Origin of the sequence: Spongiactinospora sp. 9N601 (assembly GCF_044326295.1) — a bacterium.
Classification (GTDB): Bacteria; Actinomycetota; Actinomycetes; order Streptosporangiales; family Streptosporangiaceae; genus Spongiactinospora; species Spongiactinospora gelatinilytica.
In genome coordinates this window covers 278,492-297,943 of the sequence record NZ_JBIRBB010000001.1, presented here as the reverse complement: position 1 = coordinate 297,943, position 19,452 = coordinate 278,492, and the positions used below count along the sequence as shown (strand labels likewise).

At 72.3% G+C, this 19,452-nt stretch carries 16 protein-coding genes; 12 read left to right on the top strand and 4 right to left on the bottom strand.

The features are described from left to right. Positions 1-738 precede the first annotated feature (738 nt). Positions 739-1,371 (top strand): NTP transferase domain-containing protein, encoded by a 633-nt coding sequence (locus tag ACH34R_RS01250; protein WP_397559420.1) that lies wholly within the window; start codon positions 739-741, stop codon positions 1,369-1,371. Between the two features lie 606 nt (positions 1,372-1,977). Here the strand turns inward: ACH34R_RS01250 and ACH34R_RS01245 are convergent. After that, entirely contained in the window at positions 1,978-2,883 is a 906-nt protein-coding gene (locus tag ACH34R_RS01245; protein WP_397559419.1) for an endonuclease/exonuclease/phosphatase family protein, read from the bottom strand. A gap of 106 nt (positions 2,884-2,989) precedes the next feature. Here ACH34R_RS01245 and ACH34R_RS01240 point away from each other — a divergent pair, with 106 nt between their 5' ends. The 7 genes from ACH34R_RS01240 to ACH34R_RS01210 all read left to right on the top strand — a co-directional run bounded on the left by ACH34R_RS01240 (position 2,990) and on the right by ACH34R_RS01210 (position 9,134). Further along, positions 2,990-4,063 (top strand): LLM class F420-dependent oxidoreductase, encoded by a 1,074-nt coding sequence (locus ACH34R_RS01240; protein WP_397559418.1) that lies wholly within the window; start codon positions 2,990-2,992, stop codon positions 4,061-4,063. 314 nt (positions 4,064-4,377) lie between these two features. Continuing rightward, a complete protein-coding gene (locus ACH34R_RS01235; protein ID WP_397559417.1) occupies positions 4,378-5,451 on the top strand; it encodes a M24 family metallopeptidase in 1,074 nt (357 codons plus the stop codon). A 35-nt stretch (positions 5,452-5,486) separates the two neighbouring features. Next, positions 5,487-6,047 (top strand): elongation factor P, encoded by a 561-nt coding sequence (gene efp / locus ACH34R_RS01230; protein ID WP_397559416.1) that lies wholly within the window; start codon positions 5,487-5,489, stop codon positions 6,045-6,047. After that, entirely contained in the window at positions 6,047-6,457 is a 411-nt protein-coding gene (gene nusB, locus ACH34R_RS01225) for a transcription antitermination factor NusB (protein WP_397559415.1), read from the top strand. The genes efp and nusB overlap by 1 nt, the downstream gene beginning before the upstream one ends. Before the next feature lie 74 nt (positions 6,458-6,531). After that, entirely contained in the window at positions 6,532-7,293 is a 762-nt protein-coding gene (locus ACH34R_RS01220; protein ID WP_397559414.1) for a methyltransferase domain-containing protein, read from the top strand. A 38-nt stretch (positions 7,294-7,331) separates the two neighbouring features. Further along, a complete protein-coding gene (gene dinB, locus ACH34R_RS01215) occupies positions 7,332-8,570 on the top strand; it encodes a DNA polymerase IV (protein ID WP_397559413.1) in 1,239 nt (412 codons plus the stop codon). 147 nt (positions 8,571-8,717) lie between these two features. Further along, positions 8,718-9,134, top strand: a complete 417-nt coding sequence (locus tag ACH34R_RS01210) for a DUF3040 domain-containing protein (RefSeq protein ID WP_111170017.1) — start codon at positions 8,718-8,720, stop codon at positions 9,132-9,134. A 150-nt stretch (positions 9,135-9,284) separates the two neighbouring features. Here the strand turns inward: ACH34R_RS01210 and ACH34R_RS01205 are convergent, their stop codons facing one another. Genes ACH34R_RS01205 through ACH34R_RS01195 form a run of 3 tightly spaced genes read right to left on the bottom strand, consistent with a single transcriptional unit; the run spans position 9,285 to position 14,025 of the window. Next, positions 9,285-11,729, bottom strand: coding sequence for a DUF3488 and DUF4129 domain-containing transglutaminase family protein (locus ACH34R_RS01205; protein ID WP_397559412.1), 2,445 nt, complete (start codon positions 11,727-11,729; stop codon positions 9,285-9,287). Next, complete coding sequence (locus ACH34R_RS01200) at positions 11,726-12,997, bottom strand: DUF58 domain-containing protein (RefSeq protein ID WP_397559411.1); 1,272 nt, start codon at positions 12,995-12,997, stop codon at positions 11,726-11,728. Before ACH34R_RS01200 ends, ACH34R_RS01205 begins: the two co-directional genes overlap by 4 nt. Beyond that, entirely contained in the window at positions 12,994-14,025 is a 1,032-nt protein-coding gene (locus tag ACH34R_RS01195; RefSeq protein WP_397559410.1) for an AAA family ATPase, read from the bottom strand. The genes ACH34R_RS01200 and ACH34R_RS01195 overlap by 4 nt, the downstream gene beginning before the upstream one ends. Positions 14,026-14,435: 410 nt before the next feature. Here ACH34R_RS01195 and mraZ point away from each other — a divergent pair, with 410 nt between their 5' ends. The 4 genes from mraZ (at position 14,436) to ACH34R_RS01175 (ending at position 19,440) form a co-directional block, all read left to right on the top strand. Further along, positions 14,436-14,867, top strand: coding sequence for a division/cell wall cluster transcriptional repressor MraZ (mraZ, locus tag ACH34R_RS01190; RefSeq protein WP_111170440.1), 432 nt, complete (start codon positions 14,436-14,438; stop codon positions 14,865-14,867). A gap of 235 nt (positions 14,868-15,102) precedes the next feature. Further along, positions 15,103-16,098 carry a 16S rRNA (cytosine(1402)-N(4))-methyltransferase RsmH gene (rsmH, locus tag ACH34R_RS01185; RefSeq protein WP_111170441.1) on the top strand — a complete coding sequence of 332 codons (996 nt, stop codon included), beginning with the start codon at positions 15,103-15,105 and terminating at the stop codon, positions 16,096-16,098. Beyond that, positions 16,070-17,029, top strand: coding sequence for a hypothetical protein (locus ACH34R_RS01180; protein ID WP_397559409.1), 960 nt, complete (start codon positions 16,070-16,072; stop codon positions 17,027-17,029). The genes rsmH and ACH34R_RS01180 overlap by 29 nt, the downstream gene beginning before the upstream one ends. An 83-nt stretch (positions 17,030-17,112) precedes the next feature. Then, positions 17,113-19,440, top strand: a complete 2,328-nt coding sequence (locus ACH34R_RS01175) for a penicillin-binding transpeptidase domain-containing protein (protein WP_397559408.1) — start codon at positions 17,113-17,115, stop codon at positions 19,438-19,440. The last annotated feature ends 12 nt before the right edge of the window (positions 19,441-19,452 follow it).

Genomic DNA, 19,452 nt, shown 5'->3' with positions numbered 1-19,452 from the left:
CGCTCGGAGCGTCGCGTACTGATGTCGAACGTGGCCCTGGCTCTATGACGGGATGGGCCCGTCCTGGCCACGAGATCCGGTACCGAATCTTCTGACGCGGCCCGGCCACCGGGTAGTACAGCCGATCGCCCCCATCCCCGCGAGCGCGTGACGAAAGCACCGGCCTTGGCCATGACCCCAGGCAGCACGACGGGCACGGGCTCCGGGCTCCGTCCTGCGAGATCCGCCGTTGCCTGGGATCTGCACGCCACCGGCGGGGACCCCTGCCCGCAGCGGCGTGTCGTCCGCCGTACGGCCAGGGTGGATGCCGTCCGAAGGGGTGGCGTGAGTGCGGTGGCCGGCCACTCTGGAAAGGTGCGGGGCGAAGTGACGTCTTGGATCTCGAAGCCGGAGGCCGAGCTGCGCCATCGGTTCGGTGGGTCCGGGCTTCGTCCTGCGAGGTCCACCGCCTGGACTCCGGCGACGGGCCCGCCGCAGCGGCGTGTCGTCCGCCGGACGGGCGGGTGTGTCCGCTTTTGGAGAGGGTGGGTGAGTTCACATTTGTGCAGGTTCTGGCGTTGATTCCCTGTGTCCATCGTCCGTGGGGAAATCAGTACGGCGGAGGGGGCTGCATCTCGGGGCGGTCGGGTGTTTCTTTGGTGTGGGGTGTCGGAAATGGGAGATGGCTCCGGTGGGGTTGGGTGTTTTCTTGACCTGAGGGTGTCGGGAACTGCCGGGGAGGCGGTGAACACTTGAGCGATGAGGATTTCGACAGGGACCGCGGGGTTGCTGCTGGCCGCTGGTGAGGGTGCGCGGTTCGGCATGCCGAAGGCGGAGATCGAGTTCGCGGGGGAGCGGCTGGTCGATCGGGCCGTACGTACGCTGCGGGAGGGCGGCTGCCACCCGGTGATCGTCGTGCTGGGGGCCACGCTGGTGCAGGTCCGGGGGGCGGTCGTCGTCCACAACGCGGCCTGGCGTACCGGGATGGGCTCCTCGCTGCGCGCCGGGCTGGCCGCGCTTCCCGTGGAGGCCGAGCGGGTCGTGATCATGCTGGTCGACCAGCCGCGGATCGGGCCGGGCGCGGTGGCCCGGCTCATCGAGGCCGCACATGCGGGCGCGAGCCTGGCCGTCGCCACGTACGGCGGGCGGCCCCGCAACCCCGTCCTGATCGCCCGCGAGCACGTCGCCGCGGTCGCCGGGTCGGCGGTCGGCGACGTCGGCGCGCGGGAGTTCCTGCGCGCCAACCCCGGCCTGGTCACCCAAGTGCCCTGCGACGACGTGGGCGACCCCGCCGACATCGACACCCCGCACGACCTCGCCGCCCTCAGCGGCGGCGCGGACCCGGCCGCAGCCCCCACGGAGTCCTCCAGCGTTTCCGACTCCGCCGGGTGAGCCGCCTCGTCGTGTTTTCCGGCGATGGCGTCCCCGGTTGCTGCCCCAGCGGGGTTTTGTACGCCTTCCGGCTCCGGCAGCCCCTCTCGCGGCCCTCACCGGCGGTGGCGACCCGGCCGCAGCCCCCAGGGAGTCCTCCAGCGTTTCCGACTCCGCCGGGTGAGCCGCCTCGTCGTGTTTTCCGGCGATGGCGTCCCCGGTTGCTGCCCCAGCGGGGTTTTGTACGCTTTCCGGCTCCGGCAGCCCCTCTCGCGGCCCTCAGCGGCGGTGGCGATCCGCTTGCTGCCGCCACGGGGGTCTTCTACGTTCGCGGCTTCGGTGGGTGAGCCGGCTCGCCGCGTAGCGGGCGGTGGCCTCCGAGTGCTGCGCCATCGGGTCCTCGGCGGCTTCTTGCGCCGCAGAGCGAGCCGCCTCGTCGCGCTTTCCGTGGGTGGCGACCCGGGCGCTGTCCCCATGTGGTCCTTCATGGCTTTCGGCTCCGGGGGTGAACCGTCTCGCTGCCTTCAGCGGCCGTGGGGTCCCGGTTGCTGTCGCGACGGGGTTCTCTATGGCTGATGGCTTCGGTGGGTGAGTCGGCTCGCCGCCCTTTCCGGTGGTGGGGACCGGTCAGTGGGGGGAGAGGCGGAGGGAGGCGTGGGCGGCGTGGTGGTCGCTGCCTGGGGCCGGGTGGATGTCGGCGTGGGTGGCGGTGAGGCCGCGGTAGAGGATGTGGTCCGGGCGGGTGATCGGGAACTCGGCGGGCCAGGTGAAGCCGAAGCCGGTGCCCGCCTCCAGGTGGGCGTCCGACAGCGGGGGTGCCAGGCCGGTGCGCCGCCGGTCGGTGGTGGCGGTGTTGAGGTCGCCCAGGAGGAGGAGCCGCTCGCTCGGGTCGTTCTCCACCAGGCGTCTGGCCACCAGGAGGGTCTGGTCCCGCCGTACGGTGTGGCCCGGCCGGGCCGAGGCCAGGTGCATGACGTAGACCGTCACCTCGCCGCCCGGGGTCCTGACGACCGCGCGCAGTGCCCGGTCCCAGCCGAGGCCCACGTCGATGCGGCGGGCCGAGACGATCGGGTGGCGGCTCCACAGCCCGACGGTGCCCGCCGTGTAGGAGTGCGGGTGGCGGCGGCGGAGTTCGCGGCCCACCGCGCGCAGCGCCGGTCCGGTCACCTCCTGGAGGGCGAGCAGGTCGCTGCGGCCGGCCACCGCGCGTACGGCGTCGGCGGGGCGGGGATTGGCCGCGCCCACGTTGAGCGTGGTCGCGGTGAGGTCGCTGGGCCCGCCCGGCGGGTCGCGCAGCAACGTGGGCCCGAACATCGCGCCCCACACGGCGGCCGGGACGAGCGAGGCGGCCACCGGCCGCCAGGAGCCGGTGCAGCAGGACGCCAGCAGGAGTACCGGCACCCCGGCCCCGAGCCACGGCAGCAGGCTCTCCACGACAGGCATGACGCCGCCGACGTCCGGTACCAGCCGGTGACCGCCGAGCAGCAGCGCCAGCAGGCCCGCCACCACGATGATCGTCCTCTTCAGCAGCACACCGTCCCCGTCCCGCCCGCTCGCACGCCGGAATGGGTAAGGCTAGGGCGAGCGTCCGGCCGTCGCCAGGCCGACACACGGCCTATACGCTGACACCTGACCGAATATGATTCTGTGGCCTTTTGGAGGCACCGTCCGCATGCGCATCGGTATGGCACTTGGATACGCGGGGGGATTCAAAGAGACGGTGGCCGAGCTGGTCGATCACGAAAAGGCCGGGCTCGACATCGTTTTCGTCCCCGAGGCGTACAGTTTCGACGCCGTCAGCCAGATGGGCTACATCGCGGCCGTGACCGAGCGGGTGCGGATCGCCTCCGGCATCCTGCCGATCTACTCGCGCACTCCGACGTTGCTGGCGATGACGGCGGCCGGAATGGACTACGTCTCCGAAGGCCGGTTCGTACTCGGCCTGGGGACCTCAGGGCCGCAGGTCATCGAGGGGTTCCACGGCGTGCCGTACACCGCCCCGGTCGGCCGCACCCGGGAGGTCATCGAGATCTGCCGCAAGGTGTGGCGGCGGGAGCGGCTGGAGTACGAGGGCAGGCACTACACCCTGCCGCTGCCCGAGGGCGCCGGCACCGGCCTCGGCAAGCCGCTCAAGCTGATCAACCACCCGGTGCGCGACCGCATCCCGGTCGTGGTGGCCGCGATCGGGCCGAAGAACGTGGCGCTGGCCGCCGAGCTGGCCGAGGGCTGGCAGCCGATCTTCTACCTGCCGGAGAGGGCCGCCGCCGTGTGGGGCGGGCCGCTCGCGGAGGGCCTGGCCCGCCGCGACCCCGGGCTCGGCCCGCTCGACGTGATCGCGCAGGCCCCGCTGGCCATCGGCGACGACGTCGCCGGGCTGCGCGAGTTCGTCCGGCCGGTGCTCGCGCTGTACATCGGCGGCATGGGTGCCCGCGGCCACAACTTCTACAACGACCTGGCCCGCCGCTACGGGTACGAGCAGGAGGCCGAGCGCATCCAGGACCTCTACCTGGAGGGCAAGAAGGACGAGGCCGCCGCGCTGGTCCCCGCCGAACTCCTGGAGAAGTCCTCGCTGATCGGCCCGGAGGGCTTCGTCCGCGACCGGATCCAGGCGCTGCGCGAGTCGGGGGTGACCACGCTCAATGTCACGCCGCTCGCGGACACGCCGGGAGAGCGGGTGAAACTGATCGAGCGGATCAGGGACCTGGCCTCCTGATCGGCCGCGCCGGCCGCGCCGGCGAGCGCCAAGGCCCCCGCCCTGCGGGACAGGGCGGGGGCCGCTGCCGTGCATCGGGGCACGGGGCCCCACGGCGGACCGCACCCGTCAGGGAGGAGAGGCGAGTCCGGCCGCCGAGATGGCCAACTTATCGCACAATCGCCATGACATATCGTCATATCCGAAAGTCATGGAATTAATCGCCTTATGGTGAGACTTGCAGGCGATGCAGTGGGCCGCGTGCCGTGTCCGATGGAAGGTCTTTCCCGGCGGGTCCTTGCCGTACGTTATGCCGCGTGCCGTACATTCGGCGCATGTCCGCCAACCACCACGAGCGCCGCAGGCGCGTGTCCGAACTGCTGGTGACGGCCGGCGCCGAGGCGATCCTGGTCACCAAGCCGGTCAACGTCCGCTACCTCACCGGCCTGGTCAGCAGCAACGCCGCACTGCTGGTGACGGCCGGCGGGCAGGCGGCGCTGGCCACCGACCAGCGCTACGCCGAGACGGCGCGGAAGGTCTGCGCGGACATCGAGGTCATCGAGGAGCGCGACACCGCCGGCGCGCTCGCCGGGCGCGCCGGTCCGGTACGGCTGGCGGTCGAGGGCCACCACCTGCCGGTCGCCGAGTTCCGCAGGATCGCCGCGCAGGAGGGCGTGCACGGCGACCCGCTGCCGCTCTCCGGGCTGGTGGAAGGGGTGCGGACGGTCAAGGACGAGGCCGAGATCGACCTGCTCCGCACCGCGTGCGCGATCACCGACCAGGCGTTCGCCGACGTCCTCGCCGCGATCCGGCCCGGGGTGACCGAACGGGAGATCGCCCGCATGCTGCACGGCCGGATGCTCGAACTCGGCGCGGACAAGCCCGCCTTCGACTCCATCGTGGCCGCGGGCCCGAACGGCTCGGTGCCGCACCACTCGCCCACCGGCCGGCCGGTCGCCGCGGGCGAGTTCGTCACGATGGACTTCGGCGCGCTGCACGCCGGCTACCACGCCGACATGACCAGGACCGTGATGGTCGGCCCGCCCGCCGACTGGCAGCGTGAGCTGTACGAACTCGTGCGCGCGGCGCAGCGCGCGGGCAGGGACGCGGTCAGGCCAGGGATCACCGCCCACGACCTGGACGCCGCCGCCCGCGATCTGATCACCGAGGCCGGGCACGGCGAGCACTTCGAGCACGGGCTCGGGCACGGGATCGGCCTGGAGATCCACGAGGTTCCGTTTCTGGGCCGGGACAAGCCCGGTAGGATAGAGGATCGAGTTCCGATCACCGTCGAGCCGGGGGTCTATCTCCCCGGCAGGGGCGGGGTTCGCATCGAGGACACGCTCGTGACGCGCGTCGACCGACCGGAGCTCCTCACCCAGACGACCAGAGAGCTGCTGATCCTGTAAGGCGGGAGTGGCAGCCGTACGCAGGAGACAAGCGAGTGGCGACGACCAACGACCTCAAGAACGGCATCGTACTTCGGCTGGACGGCGGCGAGCTGTGGACGGTCGTCGAGTTCCAGCACGTCAAGCCCGGCAAGGGCGGCGCGTTCGTGCGCACCAAGCTCAAGCACGTCCTGTCCGGCAAAGTCGTCGACAAGACCTTCAACGCCGGGGTGAAGGTCGAGGTCGCCAACGTCGACAAGCGGGAGATGCAGTACTCCTACCCCGACGGTGACGATTTCGTGTTCATGGACACCGAGACCTACGACATGGTCCACGTGCCGCGCGGCACCGTCGGCTCGGCCGCCGACTACCTGCTGGAGAACACGCTGGCCACGGTCGCCTTCAACGACGGCGCGGCGCTCTACATCGAGCTGCCCGCGGCGGTCGAGCTGACCGTGTCGCACACCGAGCCGGGCCTGCAGGGCGATCGCTCCACCGGCGGTACCAAGCCCGCCACGCTGGAGACCGGCGCGGAGATCAAGGTGCCGTTGTTCATCACCACCGGAGAGAGGGTCAAGGTCGACACCCGCACCGGCGACTACCTCGGCCGCGCCTGATGACGGCACGGGGCAAGGCCCGCAGGCGAGCCCTGGACATCCTCTTCGAGGCCGAGCTGCGCAGTGAGGACCCGGGCAGGATCCTCGCCGAGCGGCTGGAGCGCGCCGAGCCGCCGGTCAACGAGTACACCGCCGCGCTCGTGGAGGGCGTGGTGCGCCACCTGCCCAGGATCGACGAGCTGATCTCGACCTACTCCGAGGGCTGGAGCCTGGACCGCATGCCCGCGGTCGACCGCAACGTGCTCCGCGGCGGGTCCTACGAGCTGCTGTGGATGCCCGACGTCCCGGAGGGCGTGGTGATCAGCGAGTGGGTGCATCTGGCCTCGGAGCTGTCCACCGACGAGTCCCCCCAGTTCATCAACGGCATCCTGGCCCGGTTCAAGGAGCTCAAGCCCAGCCTCAGCCTGTGAGGACCTGCCGCCCGGCGTAGGCTGGGGCGGGTGGGACGCCCTTTCCCGAGGGCGCGGTCGAGGGAGGCTTTGAGTTGCGGACCGAAGGTGTGACCCGGCAGGCGGCCGTGCCTGCGGCGCGGACCGCCGTGCTGTGGGACGCGTTGCGGGCGGTGCTGGCCGAACGGGCCTACGCCACCGGGCGCGCACGGCTCGACATCATCGACGCCGGGGGCGGCACGGGTGGTTTCGCCGTGCCCCTGGCGGGACTGGGGCACGCGGTCACCGTGGTGGACCCGAGTCCCGACTCGCTCGCCGCGCTGGAGCGGCGCGCGGCCGAGGCGGGCGTGGGCGTGCGCGCGTTGCAAGGTGACGCCGCCGACCTCGGCGACCTGCTTCCCGAGGGCGGCGCGGACCTGGTGCTGTGCCACAGCGTGCTGGAGTACGTCGATGACCCGGCGGGCGCGCTGCGGGCGGTGGCCCGCCTGCTACGGCCGGGCGGCGTGGTGAGCCTGCTCGCCGCCAATCCGGTCGCCACGGCCGTCCACCGGGCGCTGAGCGGGCGGTTCGAGGAGGCCAGGCTGGTCCTCGGCGACGACGAAGGGCGCTGGGGCGATCGCGACCCGACCCCGCGCCGGTTCACCGGCGAACGGCTGGCCGCGTTGCTCGCCGCCACCGGCTTCACCGTGGGCGAGGTGCACGGCGTGCGGATCTTCGCCGACCTGGTGCCGAGCCGGCTCGTGGACGGCGAGCCCGGCGCCGCGGAGGCCCTGGTCGCGCTGGAACGTGCCGCCGCCACTCATCCGGTGCTGCGGGAGATCGCCACCCAGACACACGTCCTGGCCACCCTCGGGTAGGCCACCGGATCGAACGCGCGTTCGCCTAGGATGGTGTCGTGTCCCGCAAACAGCAGGTCCCCAGGGTCGCCACGACGGGGTCGGCCGACGACACCGGCTGCCCCATCCTGCATGTCGACATGGACGCGTTCTACGCGAGCGTCGAGCTGCTCGACCGGCCGGAGCTGGCCGGCACCCCGGTGATCATCGGCGCGGCGGGCGCGCGCGGCGTGGTGCTCAGCGCCACCTACGAGGCCAGGCGGTACGGCGTGCATTCCGCGATGCCGATGACCCGCGCGATGCGGCTGTGCCCGCAGGCCACGATCATCCCGCCCAGCCACGGCAAGTACTCGGCGGTGTCCCGTGGCGTGATGGAGATCTTCCAGGCGGTGACGCCCCAGGTGGAGCCGATCGCCTCCGACGAGGCGTTCCTCGACGTCGGCGGCGCGCGGCGCAGGCTCGGTTCGCCCGCCCGGGTGGCCGCGCTGATCCGGGCCCAGGTCGCCGAGCGCTTCGGCATCACCTGCTCGGTGGGGGTGGCCAGCAGCAAATTCGTGGCAAAACTGGCATCTCGCCAGTGCAAGCCCGACGGCCTGCTGGTGGTCCCGGCCGACGGGGTGGTGGAGTTCCTGCACCCGCTTCCGGTCGGGGCGCTGTGGGGGGTCGGCGACCGCACCGAGGAGGCCCTGCTGCGGCTGGGCATCAAGACGGTGGGCGACCTGGCCAGGGTACCGGTCGCCACACTGCGCCGGGAGCTGGGCCACGCGGCGGGGGGCCACCTGTCCGCCCTGGCGTGGGGCCGCGACGAGCGGGAGGTGACCCCGCACGTCCCGGACAAGAGCATCGGCGCGGAGGAGACCTTCGCGGCCGACGTCGACGATCCGGAGACGATCCGCAGGGAGCTGCTGCGCCTGTCGGAGAAGGTGGCGGCGCGGCTGCGCGCGGGCGGTCACATCGGCCGCACGGTCAGTGTCAAGCTCCGCCGCGCCGATTTCACCACCATCACGCGTTCGCGCACCCTGCGCGAGGCGACCGATGTCACACAGGAGATTTACGTCACAGCCTGCGAGTTGTACGCCGCCGCGGACCTCGCGCGCGTGCGACTGCGGCTCGTCGGAGTGCGAATGGAGAACCTCCTGAGGGCCGAGGCGTCCGTGCGTCAGCTTACTCTTGGAGAACGAGAGTCCGGCTGGAGGGAGGCGGAACGCGCGATGGACAGGGCGGTCGCGAGGTTCGGCCCGGGGGCGGTGCGCCCGGCCTCGCTGGTGCGGCCAAAGTTTGATGGAATAGATCTATGACGTCACCTCCGGTTTGGTCTACGTTGGACGTTTTCTTTCGCCCGCGTCTACAGCCTCGTATTCTGGGGATAACCGACCGCGAGGTCCGGACACCCCGTGTCGTCCGTTGCCGTCTTCCCCGTCCTGGGGCCGTCCTTGGGAGGCGCCGTGCCGCTCTCTGAGCACGAGCAGCGCTTGCTCGACCAGATCGAGCAGGCCCTCTACGCCGAGGACCCGAAGTGGGCCAATACCGTACGAATCCGCGACCCCCGTAACCACTACAAGCGCCGCTTGGTGAAGGCCAGCATCGGGTTCCTTCTCGGCGTCGTCCTGCTGATGGTCGGCGTCGTGTCGCAGCTCATCCTGCTCGGTGTCGGCGGCTTCGTGGTCATGCTCCTCGCGTGTCTTTGGGGCTTGTCGAGCTGGAAGAAGATGAACGGGTTCGGTGACGGCTCGCCGCCACCGGCGGGCCAGCCAGGCGCCGCACCTCCCGGCCGGCCGGCCGGTGGGCGGCGCGGCGGTCCGCGGCCCAGCTTCATGGAGCGCATGGAGGAGCGCTGGCGGCGTCGCCACGACGAGCGCTGAGCGATCGCTCCGCAGCGCCGTACGACCCGCCGGAAACCCTCCCGCACCTCTTCGTCCCCTTCGCCCACCGGCGCGGGGGACGAGATCACTGCCAGAAGAACGAATGTGGCCGCCCCCGCAAGCCCGGGGGCGGCCACATTTCGCCGGTGCTCAGCCCGTCGTCTTGCGCATCCGCAGGTTCTCCAGCCGGTCGAACCCGTCCAGCAGCCGCCCGCCGACCTGGCGCAGCCGGCGCAGGGTGGACGGCGGCAGCAGTACCGCCCTGATCCGCCGCCCGCGTGAGGCGGTGGCGGCCAGCGCGCGGCGCACCCGCCGCAGATCCTCGCCCATCGGCCGCTGATCACCGGGCGACCTGGCGAACAGCATCCGCTCGGTCGCCGTGGCGATCCGCTCGATCGCCGCCGTGGCCAGCGGGTCGAAGCCGTGCTCGGCGGCCAGCCTGCGGCTCAGCGCCCGCGGCGTCTCACTGGCCGCCCGGCTCAGCCCGTAGTCGTACAGGGCGTCGCCGAACTCCGCCCACGCCGCCGACACCGGCGAGGCCCGCCTGCCCGCCCACACGCCGACCGGCGGATCGGCCGCGCCCCCGAAACCCGGCTCCGGGCTCGGACCCGGGCCCGGATCGTCCGCCACGGGCCTGGCCACCACCCGCAGCCGCCGCCTGCGCATGAACACCCGCAGCGCCGCGGGGATCAGCACGATCAGCAGCAGCATCAGCGCGCCCGTGCCGATCCGGCCGGCCACCGACGTGCTCTCCTCCGGCGCCGCCGGAGTGATCGTGCCCTCCCGGTCGAGCAGCGCCGGGTTGCGCGGGCGCTCCGGCGTGCCGCTGGTCGTGCCGGTCTCCTCGTCCTCGCCGCCGGTCGGGCCGGGGGAGGAGGTGGCCGGGTCAGGCTCGTCGGGCGGCGGCAGGCTGTACTCGGGCGCGCGTGCCGTTCCCTGCCCCTGCGTCCCGGAGGGGGTCGGCTCGAAGGGGAGCCAGCCCACGCCCTCGAAGTACAGCTCGGGCCAGGCGTGCATGTCGTGCGTGCCGACCTGCCAGCGCCCGCCGCCCAGCGGCGTGCCGCCGGTGTAGCCGACCGCCACCCGGGCGGGGATGCCCAGGGTGCGCGCCATCACGGCCATCGCCGCGGCGAACTGCTCGCAGTACCCCACCCTGCTGCTGATCAGGAAGTCCAGCAGCGCGGAGTTGCTGTGGCCGCTCTTGGTGTTCACGCTGTAGGTGAAGTCGCCGTCGTCGGTGAACCACTCCTGAAGCCGGACGGCCTTCTCATAGGGGGTCTTCCGGTTCCTGGTGACCCGCTCGGCCTCCTCGCGCACCTGCGGCGGCAGCCCCTGCGGCAGCGACAGGTAGCGCGCGGCGACCTCCGGTACCGGCTCACCCGACCCCTTCAGCCGGTCGGCGGTCGCCCTCGGCTCGCCGCTGATCACCTGGTAGCGCAGGCCCCGGGTGGAGTCGCGGGTGGAGAAGACCATGAGCGAGGTGCGGTCGGCCCGCCAGTCGCCCTCGGCGGTCACCCGCAGCGGCGGGTACGGCAGCGGCAGGAACTCCACGTCCAGATCCTCACTGATCTGGATGTCGGTCTTGATCTGCCGGTCCTGCGGGGTGGAGGTCAGTCCGGGCGGCGCGGGCAGCGGCCCGTTCTCCACCCGGTTCTCCGGGGTCCCTGAGGGATTGGACATGGTCCACACGTCGCTGTTGAAGGTGTCCAGCGCGTACAGCCGCAGGTACCTCGGTACGCCGTCGTCGTTGGTGTAGGTGAGGACGGGCGCGTTGTCGGGCAGGGTGAGCTGTCCCTTCAGCCCCACGATGGGGTTGGGGATGCTGATCGTGTTGCCCTCGCCCCTGCCGTCGCCCGCACCGACGCCGAAGGTGAACAGCGGGTTGGGTTCGAGCGTCGGCACCAGCGCGGGCACCAGCACGGCCAGCCCGATCGCCGCGACCCCGATCCGCTTGCCGGACAGCCGCAACTGCCCGCTGTCGCCCTCCGGCCTGGACGTACCGCGCATCCGGCGGACCAGCACCGCCCGGCCCCAGTGGCCGATCCGCTCCCGGCCGTCGGCGAGCAGCAGCGCGGTGAACCCCAGCGCCGCCACGATGAACGACGGCCAGGGGATCTGGTCGGTGACGATCTCGGCCGGCACCACGAACAGGGCGAGCAACGGCAGCCCCGCGAGCGCGGCCCGGCGCAGCCGTACGGCCAGCAGGTCCACCGCGATGGCGATCAGCCCGATGCCCAGCGCGGTGAACAGCATGATCGACGGGTTGGCCGGGACCGGCGGGGCGTAGCGCTGGATGTCCTGGAAACCGTCCTCGACCAGACTCACCAGGGCGGCCACGGAGTCGCTGGTGGGGACCACCATGGCCCACGCCTCATCACCGGCGAACGCGGCGGTCAGGTAGATCCACAGCCCGGCGAGCTGGGCGAGCGCCGACAGCCAGCCCGGTACGGCCAGCCGGGAGGCGATCACCCCCATCGCGCCGATCACCACGATCGCGCCGAGGGTGGTCCAGAGCCAGGCCCCTCCGGAGAAGAGCTGGTGCAGGGTCGTGGCGACGGCCATCGTGGCCAGCGCCGCGGTGATCGGAAGTCTCATTCGCCGCCTCCGCCGGCCGTGTTGCCTATCGGGGTACGGCCGCCCCGGCGGGCGGCCTCGGGCCATACGGCCGCGATGGAGCCGCCGGAACGCAGCCGCGCGACCCGCCAGCCGTACCCGGCCAGGACGGTCCTGACCTGCTCGTACTCCTCGCTGGGCGGTGCGTCGGGATGCTCCCACACGGCCGTGTCGAGCACCACCGCCACACCGGTGACGCTGCCGTGCCGCAGCCGGGCCAGGGCGGTGACCTCCTCGGCCCGCAGCGACCCGAGCACGGCCACGATCAGCCCGTCGCCGCCGCCCTGCCGCAGCGCGGTGACCCCGTAGTCCAGGGAACGCGTCTGGCTCTGACGTACCACCGCCAGCGTGTCCAGCAGCGAGTGGCTCAGCCCCATCTCGGTCAGGTGCTCCGCGCCCTGGTCGGTGACCAGGCGCAGGCCGAGGCCCTCACGGGCCAGGTGGACGCCGATGGACGCCGCGGCCGAGACGGCGACCTCGAACGACGAGCGCGGGCCCTCCCCCCGGTGGGCCATCCTGCGGGTGTCGAGCAGGAGCGCGCCGCGGCTCTGCCACTGCTGCTCCTCCCGTCGCACCATCAGCTCGCCGTGCCTGGCGGTGGAGCGCCAGTGGACCCGGCGCAGGTCGTCCCCCTGGCGGTACTCCCGCGGCGCCACGTCGTCATCGCCCGCCGCCGCAACGCTCCTGCTACGGCTGTCGCCGCCGCCGGTCCACTCGCCGGAAAGGCGTACGTGCGGCAGCGGCACCACCTGCGGCGTCACCACCAGGGTGTCGCTGATGGTGAACCCGCGGGCCAGTTCGACCAGCCCGAACGGGTCGGTGATCCGCACCGAGAGCGGCCCGATGGGGAACCTGCCGCGCAGGTCGGAGCGGACCCGGTAGTCGATCTCGCGGATGCCCTGCGGCTCCACCCGGTCCAGCACGAACCTGGGGCGCGCGCCGAGCGCGTAGGGAACGGTGTCCTCCACCAGCAGCAGCCCGGTCGGCAGCCGGGTGACGTTCTCCAGCCGCAGGGTGACCGTCGCCTCGACGCCGACCTCCGCCCGCTGCGGCTCCAGGCGGCGGGCGCAGCTCAGCCGGTAGCGGGTGCGCGCGACGACCATCGCGGCCAGCAGCGGCAGCGTCAGGATGAGGATGCCGATCCGCAGCAGGTCGTGTTCGCCGAGCAGCACGGCGCACAGCAGGGCGGCGATCCCCGAGGCGACGAACGACCGCCCGCGCGCGGTCAGCGCGCCGAGCCCGGCCTTCACCGCCTCGTTCCCACCCCGCCGGGCCCCCGGCCCGGTGCGTCGGGCACGGGCACGCGGCGTACCAGGTCGGCGACCACCTGCTCGGGATGGCGGCGCTGGCCCTGCGCCTCCACGCTGGGCAGCAGCCGGTGGGCGAGCACCGGGACCGCGAGGTCCTGGAGGTCGTCGGGGATGACGTAGTCACGTCCCGCCAGCGCGGCGTGCGCCCGCCCGGCCCGCACGAGCTGCAGCGTCGAGCGGGGGGAGGCCCCGAGACGCAGGTCCGGCGTCTGCCGGGTGGCGGTGACCAGGTCGATGGCGTACTTCTTGATCGGCGGGGCGACGAACACCGCCCGCACGGCCTCGATCAGCGCCCGCACCTCGGCGGTGGTCGCCACCGGCTCCAGCTTGTCCAGCGGCGAGGCCGCACCGTGGACGTCCAGCATCTCCAGCTCCGCCGCCGGCTCGGGGTAGCCCATCGCGATCCTGGCGGTGAAGCGGTCCCGTTGCGCCTCGGGGAGGGGATAGGTGCCCTCCATCTCGATCGGGTTCTGGGTGGCGATCACCATGAACGGCGTGTCCAGCCGGTAGGTGGCCCCATCGACGGTCACCTGGTGTTCTTCCATGCACTCCAGCAGCGCGGACTGCGTCTTGGGGGAGGCGCGGTTGATCTCGTCGCCCACCACGATGTTCGCGAAGACCGGGCCCGGCTTGAACTCGAACTCGCGAGTCTGCTGGTTGTAGGCGCTCACCCCCGTGATGTCGCTGGGCAGCAGGTCCGGGGTGAACTGCACCCGGCGGACGGGGCAGTCGATGGACCGGGCCAGCGCCTTGGCCAGCATCGTCTTGCCGACACCCGGCACGTCCTCGATGAGTAGGTGGCCCTCGGCCAGCAGGACGGTCAATGTGAGCCGGACGACGTCCGCCTTGCCCTCGATCACCGATTCGATCGCGTGCCGGATCCGGTGCGCTGTGGAGACCAGATCCTCGAGTTGATGTCCGACGTCATGGCTGACAGCCACCGGGCCTCCATGATGGTGGTACGGCATGCCCCCACAGGCGCTTTTGCGGGGGCCTTGCGTTTCTTTTCCATTGTGTGTACAGACACTACGTTGCCAGGGGTTCCGGGGCGACTTATAGCCGATTTACCGGCGAATGCGGCTATAGCCGGGCTATCGCGATGCCTCCGCTCCACGGCGCCCCACCACTGCCCCCACCCGGCTCCGTATTCGGGGCGCTGTAGGTATTCCGGCACTGGCGCGCCGCCCCGACACGCGGGGGGGACGGCACCGCGCCCCACCCATACTCCACCGCTTTGACCTGCATAAACGTCACGAAAATGGCGGCGACACACGGCGACGATTAGTTGACGGTGGAGAGAAGTGGAGTAAGGTGGTGCGCAGTGGAGGGCCGGTGCTCTCGTGGCCGAGCGCTCCACTAGGCACGGGAGGTGGGGCCGGTGTTCCTCGGCACGCACCAACCGCGCCTGGACGACAAGGGACGGCTGTTCCTGCCGGCGAAGTACCGTGAGGAGCTGGCGGAGGGTCTGGTGATCACCAAAGGCCAGGAGCGCTGCCTCTACGTTTTTCCCGTAGAGGAGTTCGAGCGCATCACCGAGGCTCTGCGTACCGCGCCGGTGACCGCCAAGGCGGTCCGCGACTACAGCCGTGTTCTCTTCGCGAGCGCATCGGACGAGGTCCCTGACAAGCAGGGGCGGATCACGATCCCGCAAGCCCTCCGCCAGTATGCCGGGCTCACCCGCGACTGTGTGGTGATCGGGGCCAACACGCGGCTGGAGATCTGGGACGCGCGTGCCTGGGAGACCTACCTGTCCGACCAGGAGCAGGCGTTCGCCGATCTGTCGGAGGAGGTGCTGCCAGGGATTTTGTGACAACGGTCGAATCGTCGGTGTAACAAGTCGTTCGGCGAGGTCTCCACCCGCACCCACCTGGACCACCAGCTGATGCACCTTCCCCGGTGTCAGGTGGCGGTCATTCAGTCGGTTGCGGATGGGGACCTGGCCGGGCGGCCGGGTGGGGGCCCGAAAGTGAACGGGATGGCCGATGGTTCGGCGAAGCCGCGAAAACATCCGCGAGTACGAGCGGCGAGAGGGGGGGTGAGAGAGCATGCGATCGACCGATGACAACGGTCTTCGCGCGGGCGGCGGCCATGTGCCGGTGATGCTCGCGCGCGTGCTCGACCTTCTCGCGCCCGCGCTGGACCGGCCCGCTCCGGTGCTGGTCGATGCCAACCTCGGGCTCGGCGGGCACGCCGAGGCGCTGCTCGCGGCCCACCCCTCGCTCCGGCTGATCGGGATCGACCGCGATCCGGTGGCCGTCGAGCGCTCCGCCGTACGGCTGGCCCCCTACGGGACGCGCGCCACGCTGGTGCGCGCGGTCTCCAGCGACCTTCCCGCCGTGCTCTCGGCGGCCGGCGCGCCGCGCGTGGACGCGGCGCTGTTCGATCTCGGCGTGTCATCGCCGCAGCTCGACGAGCCGGAAAGAGGGTTCGCCTACTCTTACGACGCGCCGCTGGACATGCGGATGGACCGCGGGCAGGAGCTCACGGCGGCAGAGGTGGTCAACACCTATCCGGCGAAGGAGCTGACCCGCGTGCTGCGCGATTACGGCGAGGAGCGGTTCGCCGCGCGCGTCGCCCGGCTGATCTGCGAGGAGCGGGCCAGGGAGCCCATCGCCTCGACCAGGCGGCTGGCCGACATCGTGCGCGCCGCCATCCCCGCCGCGACCCGGCGCACCGGGGGCAACCCCGCGAAGAGGACTTTCCAGGCACTGCGCATCGAGGTGAACGAGGAGCTGTCCGCCCTGGAGACGGCGCTCCCCGCCGCACTCGACGCGCTCACCCTGGGAGGGCGGGTCGTCGTGCTCGCCTACCACTCCCTTGAGGACCGGCTGGCCAAGCAGGTCCTCGCGGCGCGAACCAAGGAGACGGGCCCGCCCGGCCTGCCGGTGCCGCTGCCCGCGCACCAGCCCAGGTTCCGCCTGGTGACGAGGGGAGCCGAGCTCCCCGACGAGGAGGAGGTCACGCGCAACCCGCGCGCGGCCTCGGCCCGACTGCGGGCCGCAGAGAGGATCCGTGAGCCTGTTGACGAAGACCGAGCGTGAGCTCCCGCGCGGAGTCCGCTCCCGCACGCCCCGTCAGCCCCGCACCGCCACGGCGCGGGTGGCCCCACCGCGCCCGAAGGCCCCCAAGCCAGGCGCGCGGCATCCGGAAGAGATGCCGGCGAACGGCACCCCGGCCAAGGGCGCTCCCGGCCGGACCGCGCAGGGCAATGAGCCTTCCGGCCGGACCGCGCAGGGCAAGAGTGCCACCGGCCGGGCCACCTCGGGCAAGAGCGCGTCCGGGCGGGTCGCCTCGGGTAGGACTGCGCCCGGTCGGGTCACCCCGGCCAAGGGCGTTCCGGGCAAGGGTGTTTCCGGCCGGTCCGCTCCGGACAGGGGTGTTCCCGGCAGGGGCGCCTCGGGCAAGGGCGCCGCTGACCGGGTCGTCCCGGGCCGGGGCGTACTGCGCAAGGGGGTCCGGGGCAAGGCCGCTGCCGGCGAGTCCGCCCTGGGCAAGGGTGGTCTGGGCGGGGCCGCTCCGGTGAACGACCTCCTGGACAGAGGCGCTCCGGTGAAGGACCTACTGGACGGTGGCGCTCCGGCGAAGGGCCTGCGGCGCCTGGGCGAGGCGCGGCGGCTGACGCGTCCGGCCCGTGCCGCGACCACCGACCCGGCCCGCCGCCGTGGCCGCGCGCCGCGCGCGCCGTTCGTGCTGCTGCTGGTCGGCCTGCTGTGCGGCGGCCTGGTCACCCTGCTGCTGCTCAACACCGTCCTGGCCCAGGACTCCTTCGAGGCCGACGAGCTGCGCCACGGTCTTGCCCGCATCCAGCGGGAGGCCGAGCGGCAGAAGCTCGACAACGCGCGGCAGGACACCGCCGAGGCGCTGGCCGAGCGCGCCGGGGAGCTGGGCGCGCGGCCCGACCACTCGGCCAGGGTGATCGAGATCGGCAAGGGCGTTCCCGAGGGCGCTGAGGCGGGGGACGCGGGCAGGTGAGAGACGGCGGTGGCCGGGGTTCGGGACCCGGCCGCGGCGGATCCGGCGCCGGCGCCTCTGGAGGCCCCGGCGCCGGTCGCCGTGTGCCCGGCGGACCGCGCAGGCCCGGCCGTACCGGACCACCGCCGGGAGAGGGCCACCCGGCCCCGCCCCCCCGGCGCGCGGGCGACGACCCACCCCGCCAGGACCGCCGCCCCGGCGACGGCCCGGCACGTCCCGGCAAGCCGGCCGCCGACGGCACGCCGCGTTCCGGGAAGGGGACGGGCGAGGGCGCGCCGCGTCCTGGCCGGGGGAGCGGTGATGGGCCGGCGCGTTCTGGCAGGGAGAGCGGCGACGGTTCGGTACGCGCCGGCAGGGCGACCGGCGAGGGCACGCCGCGTTCCGGGAAGGGGACGGGCGAGGGCACACCGCGTTCCGGGAAGGGGACGGGCGAGGGTGCGCCGCGTTCCGGCCGGGGGAGCGGTGATGGGCCGGCGCGTTCTGGCAGGGAGAGCGGCGACGGTTCGGTACGCGCCGGCCGGGCGACCGGTGATGGGCCGGCGCGTCCAGGCCGGGGGAACGGCGACGGCCCGCCGTGGCCCGGGCGGGGTGCCGGAGGGCGGCTGCGCGGGCCCGGCCCGCACGACCCGCAACGACCGCCGCGCCCCCGCAGGCCGCCGCGCCCGCCCAAGCCCCCCACGATGCTGCGCCTGGGCAACCCGCGCAGAAGGATCGGCATCGGCCTGATCGGCATGACCTTCGTGCTGTCGATCATGGCCGGCCGGCTGGTGCAGCTCCAGGGTCTGGACTCCAAGGTCTACGAGGCCAGGGCCGCCGAGCAGCGGGTGCAGCCGGAGACGCTGCCCGCCAGGCGCGGCCCGATCACCGACATCAACGGCCACGAGCTGGCCGTCACCGCCGAGGCGCGGGAGGTGTCCGTCGACCCGTCCAGGGTGACCCCCGAACAGCGCGACAACCTCGCCGCCATGCTCGCCGCCGAGCTGCGCAGGCCGCAGGCCGAGGTCGCCGCCAAGCTGAACCGTACCCAGACGCGCTACCAGCTCATCGCCAAGGACGTCGATCCGGTGGTCGCCCAGCGCATCCTGGACCGCGGCTACAAGGGCGTCGCCACCAAGTCCCAGTACCGCCGCGTCTACCCCGGCGACGACCTGGCCGGCAGCCTGATCGGTTTCGTCGGTTTCGAGGGGCACGGCCTGGTCGGTCTGGAGCGGATCCACGACAAGGTGCTGGCCGGCCGGGACGGCCTGCAGAGCATCGAGATGGGCCGGGACCGCCAGCGCATCCCGATGACCCGGGACACCCGCAAGGCCCCCGTGCCCGGCAGAGAGGTCCGCCTGACCATCGACCGCGACATCCAGTGGGCCGCCCAGAAGGCCGTCGCCGAGCAGGTGCGGGCCACCGGCGCGCGCAGCGGCAGCGTGATCGTGATGGACGTCCGCAACGGCCACATCCTGGGCATGGCCAACGCCCCCGAACTCGACCTCAACAACTGGCAGAAGACCCCCCAGGACGCCTGGATCAACCGCGCCGTGGCCGAGGTGTTCGAGCCCGGCAGCACCGGCAAGGTCATCACCGCCGCGGCGGCCCTTGAGGCCGGGGCGGTGCGCCCGGAGTCGGTCTTCAGCGTCCAGGACTCCATCCGCTGCGCCGACCGCGTGCTGCACGACTCCCACCCGCACAAGCCCGAGAAGCTGACCTTCTCCGGGATCGTGGCCACCTCCAGCAACGTCGGCACGATCATGGCCGCGCAGAAGATCGGGAACCAGGCGCTGCACAAGAAGCTGCTGGACTTCGGGTTCGGCGTCAAGCCGGGCAGCGGCCTGCCGGGCGAGGAGGCCGGGCTGCTGCCGGGCTGGCAGAAGTGGTCGGGCAGCCAGGGCTGCACGATCGCCTACGGGCAGGGCGTGTCGGTCACCGCGCTGCAGATGGCCAGCGTCTACCAGACCATCGCCAACGGCGGCGTGCGGATCACCCCGCAGATCGTGGCCGGGATCTCGGGTGAGGACGGCAAGATCGTACCGGCCAAGCCGGGCGAGCGTACCCGGGTGATCGGTTCGCGCGCCGCCAAGGACATCGCGGCCATGCTGGAGGCGGCGGTCGGCGAGGAGGGCACCGGCAAGCTGGCGGCCATCCCCGGCTACCGGGTGGCCGGCAAGACCGGCACCGCGATGCGCTATGACGCGGAGTGTCAGGGCTACTGTGGTTACACGGCGACGTTCGCCGGGTTCACCCCCGCGGACGCGCCGAGGATCGTCGCCCTCGCGGTGCTCCAGGACCCTCGCAAGGGGCACTACGGCGGCGAGATCGCCGCGCCCGTCTTCAAGGACGTCATGACCTTCGCGTTAAAGAGCAGGAAGATTCCACCTACCGGTACTACTCCGCCATCGGTGCGGATACGCGCCGATGGGTGACGAGTGACGGTA